14 protein-coding genes and 1 riboswitch are annotated in these 12,145 nt (G+C 66.2%); of the genes, 6 read left to right on the forward strand and 8 right to left on the reverse strand.

Going from position 1 to position 12,145, the window contains the following annotated elements:
• Positions 1-3: 3 nt before the first annotated feature.
• The 3 genes from VGV41_RS16430 to VGV41_RS16440 all read right to left on the reverse strand — a co-directional run bounded on the left by VGV41_RS16430 (position 4) and on the right by VGV41_RS16440 (position 2,778).
• Positions 4-1,215: an EAL domain-containing protein gene (locus tag VGV41_RS16430; protein ID WP_326864999.1), complete on the reverse strand. Its 1,212-nt coding sequence runs from the start codon at positions 1,213-1,215 to the stop codon at positions 4-6.
• 317 nt (positions 1,216-1,532) lie between these two features.
• The gene (locus VGV41_RS16435) at positions 1,533-2,486 is read right to left on the reverse strand and encodes a D-2-hydroxyacid dehydrogenase family protein (RefSeq protein ID WP_326865000.1); all 954 of its coding nucleotides are present in this window, start codon (positions 2,484-2,486) and stop codon (positions 1,533-1,535) included.
• Positions 2,487-2,586: 100 nt separating this feature from the next.
• The gene (locus VGV41_RS16440) at positions 2,587-2,778 is read right to left on the reverse strand and encodes a hypothetical protein (protein WP_326865001.1); all 192 of its coding nucleotides are present in this window, start codon (positions 2,776-2,778) and stop codon (positions 2,587-2,589) included.
• A 319-nt stretch (positions 2,779-3,097) separates the two neighbouring features.
• Here VGV41_RS16440 and ettA point away from each other — a divergent pair, with 319 nt between their 5' ends.
• Positions 3,098-4,753, forward strand: coding sequence for an energy-dependent translational throttle protein EttA (gene ettA / locus VGV41_RS16445; RefSeq protein WP_326865003.1), 1,656 nt, complete (start codon positions 3,098-3,100; stop codon positions 4,751-4,753).
• A 75-nt stretch (positions 4,754-4,828) separates the two neighbouring features.
• On the opposite strand, the gene VGV41_RS16450 is transcribed toward ettA, so the two are convergent.
• Positions 4,829-5,803, reverse strand: a complete 975-nt coding sequence (locus VGV41_RS16450; protein ID WP_326865004.1) for a tripartite tricarboxylate transporter substrate binding protein — start codon at positions 5,801-5,803, stop codon at positions 4,829-4,831.
• Between the two features lie 205 nt (positions 5,804-6,008).
• Here VGV41_RS16450 and VGV41_RS16455 point away from each other — a divergent pair, with 205 nt between their 5' ends.
• Positions 6,009-7,226, forward strand: a complete 1,218-nt coding sequence (locus VGV41_RS16455; RefSeq protein ID WP_326865005.1) for a lytic murein transglycosylase — start codon at positions 6,009-6,011, stop codon at positions 7,224-7,226.
• 75 nt (positions 7,227-7,301) lie between these two features.
• Here the strand turns inward: VGV41_RS16455 and VGV41_RS16460 are convergent, their stop codons facing one another.
• The 4 genes from VGV41_RS16460 to VGV41_RS16475 form a co-directional block, all read right to left on the reverse strand.
• Positions 7,302-7,625: a hypothetical protein gene (locus VGV41_RS16460; protein ID WP_326865006.1), complete on the reverse strand. Its 324-nt coding sequence runs from the start codon at positions 7,623-7,625 to the stop codon at positions 7,302-7,304.
• A gap of 60 nt (positions 7,626-7,685) precedes the next feature.
• Positions 7,686-8,012: a hypothetical protein gene (locus VGV41_RS16465; RefSeq protein ID WP_326865008.1), complete on the reverse strand. Its 327-nt coding sequence runs from the start codon at positions 8,010-8,012 to the stop codon at positions 7,686-7,688.
• A 212-nt stretch (positions 8,013-8,224) separates the two neighbouring features.
• Positions 8,225-8,521 carry a hypothetical protein gene (locus VGV41_RS16470; RefSeq protein ID WP_414705133.1) on the reverse strand — a complete coding sequence of 99 codons (297 nt, stop codon included), beginning with the start codon at positions 8,519-8,521 and terminating at the stop codon, positions 8,225-8,227.
• Between the two features lie 265 nt (positions 8,522-8,786).
• Entirely contained in the window at positions 8,787-9,269 is a 483-nt protein-coding gene (locus tag VGV41_RS16475) for an NUDIX hydrolase (protein WP_326865009.1), read from the reverse strand.
• Between the two features lie 182 nt (positions 9,270-9,451).
• Positions 9,452-9,543: riboswitch (TPP riboswitch) on the forward strand.
• On the opposite strand from VGV41_RS16475, the gene VGV41_RS16480 reads away from it, so the two are divergent.
• The 4 genes from VGV41_RS16480 to VGV41_RS16495 all read left to right on the forward strand — a co-directional run bounded on the left by VGV41_RS16480 (position 9,533) and on the right by VGV41_RS16495 (position 12,124).
• Positions 9,533-10,552 carry an FAD-dependent oxidoreductase gene (locus VGV41_RS16480; protein ID WP_326865010.1) on the forward strand — a complete coding sequence of 340 codons (1,020 nt, stop codon included), beginning with the start codon at positions 9,533-9,535 and terminating at the stop codon, positions 10,550-10,552. Its footprint overlaps the riboswitch before it by 11 nt.
• Positions 10,543-10,740 carry a sulfur carrier protein ThiS gene (gene thiS, locus VGV41_RS16485; protein WP_326865011.1) on the forward strand — a complete coding sequence of 66 codons (198 nt, stop codon included), beginning with the start codon at positions 10,543-10,545 and terminating at the stop codon, positions 10,738-10,740. The genes VGV41_RS16480 and thiS overlap by 10 nt, the downstream gene beginning before the upstream one ends.
• 6 nt (positions 10,741-10,746) lie before the next feature.
• Positions 10,747-11,529: a thiazole synthase gene (locus VGV41_RS16490; protein ID WP_326865012.1), complete on the forward strand. Its 783-nt coding sequence runs from the start codon at positions 10,747-10,749 to the stop codon at positions 11,527-11,529.
• Complete coding sequence (locus VGV41_RS16495) at positions 11,516-12,124, forward strand: thiamine phosphate synthase (protein WP_326865013.1); 609 nt, start codon at positions 11,516-11,518, stop codon at positions 12,122-12,124. Before VGV41_RS16490 ends, VGV41_RS16495 begins: the two co-directional genes overlap by 14 nt.
• The last annotated feature ends 21 nt before the right edge of the window (positions 12,125-12,145 follow it).

Below are 12,145 nucleotides of genomic sequence, written 5' to 3' on the forward strand. Positions count from 1 at the left end.
GAGCTACTCCGGCAGGGTCACCGGCTTGCCGAGCACGCGCCGCGCGAATTTGTGTGGCTCCATCGGCTTGGCGAAGAAGAAGCCCTGGATGATGTCGAACTCGAGCTCGCGCGCCATGACGAAATCGGCGCGCGTCTCGACGCCCTCGGCGACCGTGCGTGCGCCGAAGCGGTCGGCGAGCTCGACGATACTACGGCAGGTGGCCTGCTTCAGCCGGTCGTCGGCGCAGCCGTTGATGTAGGTGCGGTCCACCTTCAATTCGGCGAAGGGGAGGTCGTCGAACTCCATGAGCAGCGGCCATTCCTCGCCGAGGTCGTCGATCGCGACCGCGACGTTGTGCAATTGCAGCTGCCGAGCGACGCGGGTGGCGAGCGCCGGGTTGCGCACCAGATCGGCGGCGTCGAATTCAACGATCAGCCCCTCGAACGCCGGATGCCGCGGCAGCTGATGCGCCAGCGTGTCGATGGCGTCGCCGCGCTCGAAGAAGGTCAGCGGCAGATTGATGGCGAGTTCGACATTGCCGTGCTCGGTGACGAAGGCGCGCCAGTCGCGCGCCACGCGCTCCAGCACGAAATCCGACAGCGCGCCGAAATGCGGATCGCCCTCATCGGGAAGGAAGCGCTCGGGTAGGAACACGCCCCAGGTTGGATGCCGCATGCGGATGAGCGCTTCGGCGCCGACGACGCTGAGCGAGCGCGTGTCGACCTTCGACTGGTACCAGAGTTCGAGCCAGCCGCCGTGCAGCGCCTGCCCGACGTCGACCGTGGGGCTGGCGATGGTGTCCTTCGGCAGCAGCCCGGCGACGCGCTCGTAGAGATCGCGGTCACTGAACGGTGTCGGTAACAGCGGCAGCATGGCGAGGCCGAGCTCGCGGCCGATGCCGTGGATGGCCGTGACCATCGGCGAAGCCGGCGGGCCGAACACCAGCACCTGGCCCTGGAAGCCCATCTCGTGCAGCAAATCGAGCTGCGCATTGGCGGCGATGCCGCCGCCGGACAGGCCGAGCACGACCAGATCGGATTGCTGTTCGACCACCGTCTGCGACAGGCCACGCTCATCCTCGCAGGCATGGGCGATGAAGCCGATCTCTTCCAGCGCTTCGCGCAGGAAGTCGCGAATATGCAGCTTGCCGTCGACGACGCAGGCGCGCGGCACCACTTTGCGGCGACCGAAGCTCGCAGCCAGTATGGCGTCTTCGCTCATCGGATTGTGCATCGATCGGCTCCTTTCCGTCACGCGTTACCAAGGCGCCATCTCTAGAGCCCTTTGTGGCGGGCGAGCGGTACGGACTGCACCACCCACAGCGATATGGCTCTTTAAGCCTAATTGCGCCAATTGCGCTTAACTTGCGCGCTGCGGCATGCGCGACACTGCGTGCTTTACGACATGCGTCTGCGCGCCCACGCCGGCGGGAATAAAGCGCGCGTTGTGGGGTTTGTTCGCTTGTCGGAAATCAAGACGTACGCGTGCGCGCCGTCAATGACGGCGTGCGACGACAGCGGAAGTAGGGCGGTCGTACCGAACGCGTGCGCTCAGCTGATCACACGCACCGGCTTGCCGTCCAGCCAGCCGCGGATGTCCGCCACGATGTCTGGAAAATAGCGGGCATAATTCTGTGTGCTCACATAGCCGAGATGCGGCGTGATCACGACATTGTCCATTTTCCGATACGGATGATCGAGCGGCAGCGGCTCGACGTCGAACACGTCGAGGCCGGCGCCGGCGATCTGCTTGCCCTGTAGCGCGGCGACGAGCGCCTTTTCGTCGACGATCGGTCCGCGCGCCGTGTTGATCAGATACGCCGTTTTTTTCATGTGATTTAGGTCTTTGGCGCCAACAAGGCCGCGCGAGCGGTCGCTGAGCACGAGATGGATGGTGATGATGTCGGCGGTGGAGAACAACTCCTCCTTGCTGACGTATGTCGCGCCGCCGGCTTGCGCCTTCTCCGGTGTCAGGTTCTGGCTCCAGGCGATCGTCTTCATGCCGAAGGCCTTGCCGACGGCGGCAACGCGTTGGCCGAGTTTGCCGAGGCCGAGGACACCGAGGGTGAGACCTTCGAGGTCCTGACCGATGGTGACCTGCCAAGGCGCGCCGGCCTTCAGCCGCGCATTCTCGAAGCCGATGCGGCGGGTGAGCTCGAGCATCAGGCCGAAAGCAATGCCGGTGGTCGGCGAGCCGAAGCCGCCGGTGCCACAGACGGTCACATCGCGCTCGGTGGCGGCCTTCAGGTCAAAAGAGTTGTTTTTTGCGCCCGTGGTGATGAGCAGCTTGAGGTCGGGCAGCGCCTCGATCACCGCCCGCGGGAAGGGCGTGCGCTCGCGCATGCCGACGATCACGGCGAAGCCCTGCAGGGCCTTGATCGCCTCGTCGCGGCTCTTGAAGGGCTCGGTGAAGACCTTGATCTCGACATCCTTGGCGATCGGCGACCAGTCGGCAAAGGTCATCGCCACATTCTGGTAGTCGTCGAGGATCGCAGCCCGGATCATGGCTCTGCCCTTTCCTTGGAAGCCGGCCTTAGGGAGGTGCCCGGAGAGGTCCGGGCGGCGTCACATTAGGGCCGCGGGTCGGAAAGGAAAGGGGGGCGTCTCAGTGCGGCAGCGTGTCGCCGTGCTTGGCGCGCCAGGCCGGCCCCGGCCCGCGCATGTAGTGCAGTTCCGGCCGGTAGGGACGGACCGCGTCGCGGGTGATCTCACGCCAGAGCGAGACGAACATGTGGCCGAAGCTGGCGAACGGACGGTACGCCGCCGAACCGGAAAGGACCGAGAGGGCCCGAGTCATGACACCAATTCCCACCTGAATTTGCGGGCGTTCATTCGCCCGCACCCCTTGTGTCGCTTGAGGCGACGGAGGGGTTCATGACCGGCAATAATGGCGCGTCAACGGTTAAAGTCAGGTGGCAAAAGCCTTTTCCTTCGAAAATTTCGTTACAAGCTTTCCGAAAAGTTGATGCGCGGGAGGCCGCAGGGTTCCTTCGGCTTGCTCTTTGCGGGGGCGCTCGCTACATCAGCCGCACTCTTCCCGACAAGGTATCCAACGGACGGCGCGAGCCTCGCGTAGCCGCGGATTCAGGGCAAAAAACCGGGGTTCCAGCACCGCCATGAACGGCCGCCAATTCATTTATCACATGGAGGGTCTGACCAAGACCTACCCGCCGTCCAAGAAGGTGCTGGATAACATCCACCTGTCCTTCTACCCGGACGCCAAGATCGGCGTGCTCGGCGTGAACGGCTCCGGCAAGTCGACCCTGCTCAAGATCATGGCCGGGATCGACACCGACTATACCGGCGAGGGCTGGGTCGCCGAGGGCGCCCGCGTCGGCTACCTCGAGCAGGAGCCGCAGCTCGATCCGACCAAGTCTGTGCGCGGCAATGTCGAGGTCGGCGTCGCGGCCAAGCGCGCGCTGCTCGACCGCTACAACGAAATCGCCATGAACTATTCCGACGAGACCGCCGACGAAATGGCGAGGCTCCAGGACATCATCGACAGCCAGAACCTGTGGGACCTCGATTCCAAGGTCACCCAGGCGATGGACGCGCTTATCTGCCCGGCCGACGACGCCGAGGTCGCCAAGCTCTCCGGTGGCGAGAAGCGCCGCGTGGCGCTTTGCCGCCTGCTGCTGGAGGAGCCGGAGCTCCTGCTGCTCGACGAGCCGACCAACCATCTCGACGCCGAGAGCGTGAACTGGCTCGAAGGCCATTTGCGCAACTATCCGGGCGCTATCCTGATCGTCACCCACGACCGCTACTTCCTCGACAACGTCACCAGTTGGATCCTCGAGCTCGACCACGGCCGCGGCATTCCCTACCAGGGCAACTATTCGTCCTGGCTGGTGCAGAAGCAGAAGCGCATGGAGCAGGAGGGTCGCGAGGACGAGGCGCGCCGCCGCACGCTCGAGCGCGAGCAGGAATGGGTGCAGTCATCGCCCAAGGCGCGGCAAGCCAAGTCGAAGGCGCGTTACGAGCGCTACGAGGAACTGCTCAAGGTCGCCAACGCCAAAGTCAACAATGTCGCGCAAATCACCATTCCCGTGGTCGAGCGCCTCGGCAACAACGTCGTCGATTTCGATCATCTCACCAAAGGATTCGGCGACAAGCTCCTGATCGACGATCTGTCCTTCCGCCTGCCGCCGGGTGGCATCGTCGGAATCATCGGTCCGAACGGCGCCGGCAAGACCACCTTGTTTCGCATGATCACCGGCCAGGAAAAGCCCGACAGCGGGACCATCAAGGTTGGCGAGTCCGTGCATCTTGGCTATGTCGACCAGTCGCGCGACACGCTCGACGGCAAGAAGACCATCTGGGAAGAGATTTCCGGTGGCAATGACATCATGTTGGTCGGCAAAAGGGAAGTGAACTCGCGCGCTTACGTGTCGCTGTTCAACTTCAAAGGCGCCGATCAGCAGAAGAAGGTCGGCACTCTGTCGGGCGGCGAGCGCAACCGCGTGCATCTCGCCAAGATGCTGAAATCCGGCGCCAACCTCCTGCTGCTCGACGAGCCGACCAACGACCTCGACGTCGACACGTTGCGCGCGTTGGAAGAGGCGCTTGAGGACTTCGCCGGCTGCGCCGTGATCATCAGCCATGACCGCTGGTTCCTCGACCGCATCGCCACCCACATCCTCGCCTTCGAGGGCGATAGCCATGTCGAGTGGTTCGAGGGCAACTTCCAGGACTACGAGGCCGACAAGATGCGGCGGCTGGGCACCGACTCGGTCATCCCGCACCGGCTGAAGTACAAGAAGTTCACGCGCTGACAGCCGATCGCAATTGACCAAATACAGAAACGGCCCGCCGATGGCGGGCCGTTTCCGTTGGAGCCTGTCCCCTGCCTACTGGACCTGCGGGATCTTCGCGTTCTTGATCAGGTCCTTGTAGAAGGCGACGTCCTTGGCGATGCGCGCCTTCGCCTCGGCGGGACCCGAGATGACGTGCAGATAGCCGAGCTCGACGAGGCGCTTCTTGACGTCCTCGCGCGCCAGCACCGCCGCCAGCGCCTTCGCCATCTTGTCGATGACCGCCTGCGACGTGCCGTGCGGTGCCAGCATGAAGTGCTCGGTGTTGAGGCTCATCTCCGGATAGCCGAGTTCCTTGAAGGTTGGCACGTTCGGCAGGGTCGGCCAGCGCTGCTCCGTCGTCAGAGCGATGCCCTGCATCGTGCCGCCCTTGATGTGCGACTGCGCGCCCGGCAAAGCGGTCGAGAGCACGTCCACATTGCCGCCAATCAGTGCCTGCGTCGCCGGTCCGCCGCCATTGTAGGGGATGTTCGTGAGGTTGATGCCGAGCTTGAGCTTGAACAACTCCATGGTCAGCTGCGGCGTCGTGCCGTTGCCGGGGCTCGAATAGTTCAGCTTCTGAGGATTGGCCTTGGCGGTCTTGATCACGTCGGCGAGCGACTTGATGCCGCTCTTGGCGGAGTTGACGGCGAAGACGTTCGGCGCGACCGGCAGCAGCGCGATCGGCTCGAAGTCGGTGTCGTACTTGTAGGGCACGTTCTTGTAGAGCCCCGGATTGACGACGAAGGCGCTGCTGCTGATCAGGAAGGTCGATCCGTCCGGCTTGGCGCGGGCGGCGTCGACGGTGCCGATGTTGCTGCCGGCGCCGGCGTGGTTCTCGATGATGACGGTCTGCTTCAGCTCCTGCTGCAGCGGTCCTTGCAGCAGGCGCGCGAGCACGTCGGACGAGCCCGCCGGCGCGAACGGAACGATGATGCGAACGTTGTTGCCTTGCGCCGAGGCGGCCGTCGCCCCGAGCGTCAGGCAGGCTACCGCCGTTGCGGCCACGGCCGCATTAAGCCAACGTTTCATGCTGATCCTCCCATTGGCCGGCGGTTTGCGCGCCGCCGTGCCGTCCAGAAAACGCGTGTTTTCGCCCCTGATCGGGACGTGACATTTACCCTGCGGGCACGGCTGCGACAATGGGCCGGGCGGGGCGGGGCCCGCTGTTGCGCCGCCCGTTTGACTCTTTAGGCTGGTCGCGATTCGACCACAGAGCCACGGCACAAGGCGCGGCATGACCAAGAGAAGATTTTTCTTCGCGCTTGTCCCGCTTCTGCTGCTGGCGACGTGCGTCGCGGCGCGCGCCGATGCCGCTTTCGACCGCTGGCTGACCGAACAATGGCCGGCGGCTGAGAAGCTCGGCGTCTCGCGCGCGACCTTCGACAAAGCGATCGTCGGCTTGCATCCCGATCTGTCGCTGCCCGATCTCGCCATTCCGGGCCGGCCGGAGAAGGCGCCGCAGCAGCCGGAATTCGTACAGACGCCGGCGCAATACCTGCGCGAGGCGACCTTCCAGCGTCTCGCCGCGCGCGGCAAGCAACTCGCCGCGCAGTACCACGACACACTGGCGCGCATCAGCCGCGAATTCGGCGTGCCCGGCAACGTCGTGCTGGCGATCTGGGCGCGTGAGACCGACTACGGCAGTTACAAATTGCCGCACGACGCGTTGCAGGTGCTGGCGACGCAGGCCTATACCGGCAAGCGCAAGGACTTCTTCCGCAACGAGTTCCTGCATGCCTTGAAGATGCTGCAGGACGGCGTGCCGCGGGCCGACTTGCGCTCGTCCTGGGGCGGGGCGATGGGGCTGACGCAGTTCCTGCCGTCTGAATTTTACAAATATGCCGTCGACTTCGATCGCGACGGCCGCGCCGACATCTGGCATTCGGTGCCGGACGCGCTCGCCTCCGCGGCCAAACAGCTCGCGTCGAAGGGCTGGGTCACCGGCGTGCACTGGGCTTACGAGGTGAAAGCGCCGGCCAGCGCCGACTGCAGCATCGGCGTGCCCGAAGTCACCACGACCGTCGGCGAATGGGAGAAGCGCGGCTTTGCGCCCATCGGTGCGCGGCGTCCCGGCGCGAAAGATCTCGCCACCCGCGCATCGCTGCTGCAGCCGGAGGGCGCCTACGGCCCGGCCTTCCTGGCGACGAAGAACTACTTCGTGCTCAAGGACTACAATTACTCGGATCTCTACGTGCTGTTCGTCGGCCATCTGAGCGACGCCATCGGCGGCGCCGGGCCGTTCGCCACGTCATGGAGCAAGAACGCGCAGTTGAAGACGCGGCAGGTCGAGAGCATGCAGCAGCGCCTCACCGCGCTCGGCCTCTACCACGACAAGATCGACGGCAAGGCCGGCATGCTTACCCGCGCCGCGCTCGGCGCCTACCAGAAGAAGAACGGGCTGAAGGTGGATTGCTGGCCGACCGGCGCCGTGCTTGAGCATATGCAGAAGTGAACCGTCGTTCTAAGAGGCAAAAACAAAAGCGCCCGGCTCATCGCCGGGCGTTTTGCAATTCAGTGCTGCGTCCGCTTACTCGCAGACTTCCTCGCGGCTCCACCGATAGCCGACGCCCTCGACGAAGATGCGGCGGCGCACCGTGTGGCAGACCGGGCCGACGTCGGCCGGTTCGACCGCGTAATAGCCCGGTCCCGGCGGCGGCGCTTCGTAGACCGGTGCCGGCTCGTAGTAGCGCGGCTGACTGTTGGCGATGGCGCCGCCGATGATGGCGCCGGCGGCGAGACCGCCGACCACGCCGGCAGCGACGCCGCAGCCGTGGCAATCGGCCTGCGCAGTGTTGGGAGCGGCCGCGGCCAGCAGTGCGGCCGCGGCGAGTGCGATCATGGTGTGCTTCATAAGATGTCCCTCACGGCCCGTGTTGAGCCGCGATGATGCGGTCAAGCCCTTACGAGATGCTTAAGGGCAGATGAATCGCGGACGGCTCCAACCGACGAAATTGCCCCAACGGTCGTGCAGCGGACGCCGCGCCCAGTAGCCGCCCGGGCAACCGGCCGGGTAGGGCGCACCGTAGCCCTCGTAGACGACGTAGCCGGGCGACGGCCCGTAGTAGCGCGGCTGGCTGTTGGCAATGGCGCCGCCGATGATGGCGCCGGCGGCTAGACCGCCGATGACGCCGGCGGCAACGCCGCAGCCATGGCAGCGCGCTTCGGCCGGGGCCGGTGCGGTCAAGGTTCCCGCCGCGATCGTCGCGGCGGCAGCAATCGCAAGGATGGTCTTCTGCATGATGATCCTTCCAAGGCTACCGGCCGGCGAGTCGCCGGTCGCGGACGCGGAACCATAGGTCCGGTTCCGACGGACGGGAAGGTGGCCCGCCCACTTTGGCGGAAATTTGGTGCCGGTTCCGCAATCGACATGAAAGAAGCATCAAAGGAAAGGCCCGATCCGTCGCCGGACCGGGCCCCTGTCTCAAACCAAGACGGGTATTATGTTAGGTATCAGTTACAGACGCGCACGCGGCGGATACGCCAGCCCCAGCCGTCCCAGAAACGTTCGCGGTGCCACCAGCAGTGGGGCCCGTAATAGACCGGGCCCGGGCCATAGTAATAACCGGGGCCGTAACCGGAGTTCGCCGCCGCGCCGCCGATGATGGCGCCGGCCGCGAGGCCGCCAATGATGCCGGCGGCGACGGCGCCGCCGCGCGCCTGCGCCGGCTCCGTCGGGGTCACCAGAACGGCCGCGCTCAGCGCGCCGGCCGCAGCAATCGCGGTCAAGGTCTTGATCAACTTCGTCATGCGCACCTCCTTAAGGTCGCTCCAGGAGCCGTATGCAATCAACGGCTCGCCTCGATATTCCCTGCGCTACACGTCGCAGCGACAACTCTGTGGTGGAGGCAAGGTTCCGATTTTCGCGCTGAACGGCGCGTGAACGAGGCGTTTCGGAAGGGTTTCCGCGCTCGCAGCGAGATTAAACTTTTGTGAGACTTGCGGCGTAAATGCGGCACCGGTTGCGCCGTGTGCACTGTGCACGCGCCGAATTTGCAGTCGCAAATTGATAGAGTCAGCGTGGCGCCTTGCGCCGTCCGGATCTGGACTTTCCGCCCGCGCGCGGCTTGGCCGCCTTGCGCCGCGCGTCATGCCGGCGCTTGAGCGCGCGGCCGACGCTCTCGAGGAACAGCTTCTCCAGAGGATAGCTCAGCCGCTTCACCGCCTGGCCGAGCGGCAGCCAGGCCACCGCGCTGATGTCGCGCATGAGGTCGCGGCTCGGATTGGCGGCGGCGTGCATGTGCCAGAACTGCACCAGCTTCGGCCGGCCCTGCGCGCGATAAGTGATGGCGCCGAGGAACTGGCCGACCTGCACGCGATGGCCGGTCTCCTCGAACACTTCGCGACGCGCCGCCACCATCGGGCGTTCGGTCACCTTGAGCTTGCCGCGCGGCAGCACCCAGCGATCATCCTTCGACCGCTGCACGACGGCGAACAGCGCACGTGCGCCCCCGCGCACCACGATTCCGCCGGCTGCCTGGATGGGCTTGCGCGCCATGCTCCTCGTCCACGTTGCTCCCGATTCCCCGTGTAGCAAAATTGCGACGGCGCGGTGAGGTTCTACCGGGACTTATCCGCACATGCCGCGAGGGCCGGTGGACAGTCCGACGACCGTCACAAATCCGTCGCCGGCTGTTCCGGCGCATGCATTGACAGGGGCGGATGGCGGCCTAGATTACGGAACGTTCCGAGGGGTGCCCCGCAGGGGCTGAGAAACACCCTTTGAACCTGATCCGGGTCATGCCGGCGAAGGGACGGAAGATGCAGCAAAATCACGCCCGTACGGCGATTCCCGAGACCGTCAATGTCGTCGGCGCCGGCATTGCCGGCACATGGCAGGCCTTGATGTTCACCAAGGCCGGCTGCCGCGTCACGCTGCATGAGCGCGATAGCGCCGCCATGACGCAGGCGACCAGCCACTGGGCCGGCGGCATGCTCGCGCCGCACTGCGAAAGCGAAGCGGGCGAGCCGGTCATTACGCGTCTCGGCCTGCGCTCCCTCGATCTCTGGCGCGCGGCGCTGCCCGACACGCCGTTCAATGGCTCGCTTGTCGTGGCGCATGCGCGGGACCGGGCCGATTTCGAGCGGTTCGGAAACATGACCCTCGGTCATGAACGCGTCGGCGGTGCGGAGATCGCCCGGCTCGAGCCGCATCTCGCCGGTCGTTTCTCCGATGCCCTGTTCTTTCCCGACGAAGGCCACGTCGAGCCGCGGCGCGTGCTCCCTGCACTGCATGCGTGCTTGTGCGACGCCGGCGTCGCCATTGTGTTCGGCAGCGAACCGAACGCCCGCGACCTCGACGGCCTCACCATCGACTGCCGCGGTATCGCCGCGCGCGACACCGCTCCCGACCTGCGGGGCGTCAAGGGCGAGACCGTGCTCATCGAAACCACCGAGATCGCGCTCGCGCGCCCGGTCCGCCTCGTGCACCCGCGCTGGTCGCTCTACATCATCCCGCGCGCCGACAACCGCTTCCTCATCGGCGCCACCTCCATCGAAAGCGACGACACCGGCGTCAGCGTGCGCTCGGCGCTGGAACTCTTAAGCGCCGCCTACGCCGTGCACCCGGCCTTCGGCGAGGCGCGCATTATCGAATTCGGCGCGGGCTTACGCCCCGCCTTTCCCGACAACTTGCCGCGCGTCACCGTCACCGACAATGCGCGCATCGCCGTCAACGGCCTCTACCGCCACGGTTTCCTGGTGGCGCCGGCGCTCGCCGAGGCGACCGTCGCGCACGTGGTCGGGGGCCGCACCGACGCGGAGGTCGTGCGATGCGCGTGATCGTCAACGGCGAGGGCGCCGAGGTGGCCGCCACCGATCTTAAGGCGCTGCTGTCGGAAATGGACTTTCCATTCACGCAGGTGGCGATCGCGGTCAACCGGCGCGTCGTGCCGCGCGGCCGCTGGGCCGACACGACGCTCGCCGCCGGCGACCGCATCGAGATCATCACCCCGCGGCAGGGAGGCTAGCAAAGCGTGGTCGACTTCTACGGCAAGCAATTCTCCTCCCGCCTGATGGTCGGCACGGCGCTCTATCCGTCGCCGGCGATCATGCAGCAGGCGATCCGCGCCTCGGGCGCCGGAATCGTCACCGTGGCGCTGCGCCGCGAGACGGCGGGCGGCCGCACCGGCACCCAGTTCTGGGAGCTGATCCGCGCGCTCGACGTCACCGTGCTGCCGAACACCGCCGGCTGCCGCTCGGTGCAGGAAGCGGTCACCACCGCCGAACTGGCGCGCGAACTGTTCGGCACGCCGTGGATCAAACTGGAAGTCATCGGCGACGACGAGACCTTGCAGCCGGACCCCATCGGCCTCGTCGAAGCCGCCGCCATCCTGATGAAGGACGGCTTCGAGGTGTTTCCCTATTGCACCGAGGACCTGACGGTGGCGCAGCGCCTGCGCGATCTCGGCTGTCAGGTGATCATGCCGTGGGCGGCGCCGATCGGCTCGGCGCGCGGCATCGTCAACCGCGACGCGCTGGCGCTGATGCGCGCGCGGCTCCCCGACGTCACGCTCGTCGTCGACGCCGGCCTCGGCGCCCCCTCGCACGCGGCCGAAGCGCTGGAGCTCGGCTACGACGCGGTGCTGCTCAACACCGCCATCGCCAAGGCCGCCGATCCGGTGCAGATGGCAACGGCCTTCCGTCTCGCGGTCGAGGCCGGCCGCGCCGGTCACGACGCCGGCCTGATGGGCCCGCGCGATTTCGCTTCTCCCTCAACCCCCGTCGTCGGGACCCCGTTCTGGCATGCCGTATCCTGATCGCTTCTATCCGGTGGTCGACAGCGTCGCCTGGGTCGCGCGCCTGGCGCGGCTCGGCGTCGGCACCATCCAGTTGCGCGCCAAGGACCTGACGCACGCACAGGCGGTGGCGCTGGTGCGCGAGGCGCTCGCCGCCGCGGGCAATGCGAAGCTCGTCGTCAACGACTATTGGCAGGCGGCGATCGATGCCGGCGCGAGCCACGTGCATCTCGGCCAGGAGGACCTGGTCGATGCCGACATCGACGCCGTGCGCCGCGCCGGGCTCACGCTCGGCCTGTCGACGCACGACGAAGACGAGCTTGGCATCGCCATGAGCCACGATCCCGACTACATCGCGCTCGGGCCGATCTATCCGACCACGTTGAAAGCCATGCGCTTCGGCCCGCAGGGGCTCGACCGCATCACCGAGTGGAAGAAGGCGATCGGCGTCGTGCCGCTGGTCGCCATCGGCGGCATCACTTTGGAACGCGCTGCCGGCGTCTACGCCGCCGGCGCCGACTCGATCGCCGTCGTCTCCGACGTCACCCAGAACGCCGATCCCGACGCGCGCGTGCGCGCCTGGCTCGCCCTCGATTCCGCCACCCGCGCGGCCTAAATAGAAATCCGAAGGAGAACA

The sequence above is a fragment of the Pseudolabrys sp. genome, assembly GCF_035943735.1.
Taxonomy (GTDB): Bacteria; Pseudomonadota; Alphaproteobacteria; order Rhizobiales; family Xanthobacteraceae; genus Pseudolabrys.

Bases quoted from the DNA above. Each gene is read 5' to 3' on its own strand.
- ettA (WP_326865003.1), top strand. From the start codon at position 3,098: ATGAACGGCCGCCAATTCATTTATCACATGGAGGGTCTGACCAAGACC.
- VGV41_RS16450 (WP_326865004.1), bottom strand. From the start codon at position 5,803: ATGAAACGTTGGCTTAATGCGGCCGTGGCCGCAACGGCGGTAGCCTGC.
- VGV41_RS16465 (WP_326865008.1), bottom strand. From the start codon at position 8,012: ATGCAGAAGACCATCCTTGCGATTGCTGCCGCCGCGACGATCGCGGCG.
- thiS (WP_326865011.1), top strand. From the start codon at position 10,543: ATGCGCGTGATCGTCAACGGCGAGGGCGCCGAGGTGGCCGCCACCGAT.
- VGV41_RS16430 (WP_326864999.1), bottom strand. From the start codon at position 1,215: ATGCACAATCCGATGAGCGAAGACGCCATACTGGCTGCGAGCTTCGGT.
- VGV41_RS16455 (WP_326865005.1), top strand. From the start codon at position 6,009: ATGACCAAGAGAAGATTTTTCTTCGCGCTTGTCCCGCTTCTGCTGCTG.
- VGV41_RS16495 (WP_326865013.1), top strand. From the start codon at position 11,516: ATGCCGTATCCTGATCGCTTCTATCCGGTGGTCGACAGCGTCGCCTGG.
- VGV41_RS16460 (WP_326865006.1), bottom strand. From the start codon at position 7,625: ATGAAGCACACCATGATCGCACTCGCCGCGGCCGCACTGCTGGCCGCG.
- VGV41_RS16475 (WP_326865009.1), bottom strand. From the start codon at position 9,269: ATGGCGCGCAAGCCCATCCAGGCAGCCGGCGGAATCGTGGTGCGCGGG.
- VGV41_RS16435 (WP_326865000.1), bottom strand. From the start codon at position 2,486: ATGATCCGGGCTGCGATCCTCGACGACTACCAGAATGTGGCGATGACC.
- VGV41_RS16440 (WP_326865001.1), bottom strand. From the start codon at position 2,778: ATGACTCGGGCCCTCTCGGTCCTTTCCGGTTCGGCGGCGTACCGTCCG.
- VGV41_RS16470 (WP_414705133.1), bottom strand. From the start codon at position 8,521: ATGACGAAGTTGATCAAGACCTTGACCGCGATTGCTGCGGCCGGCGCG.
- VGV41_RS16480 (WP_326865010.1), top strand. From the start codon at position 9,533: ATGCAGCAAAATCACGCCCGTACGGCGATTCCCGAGACCGTCAATGTC.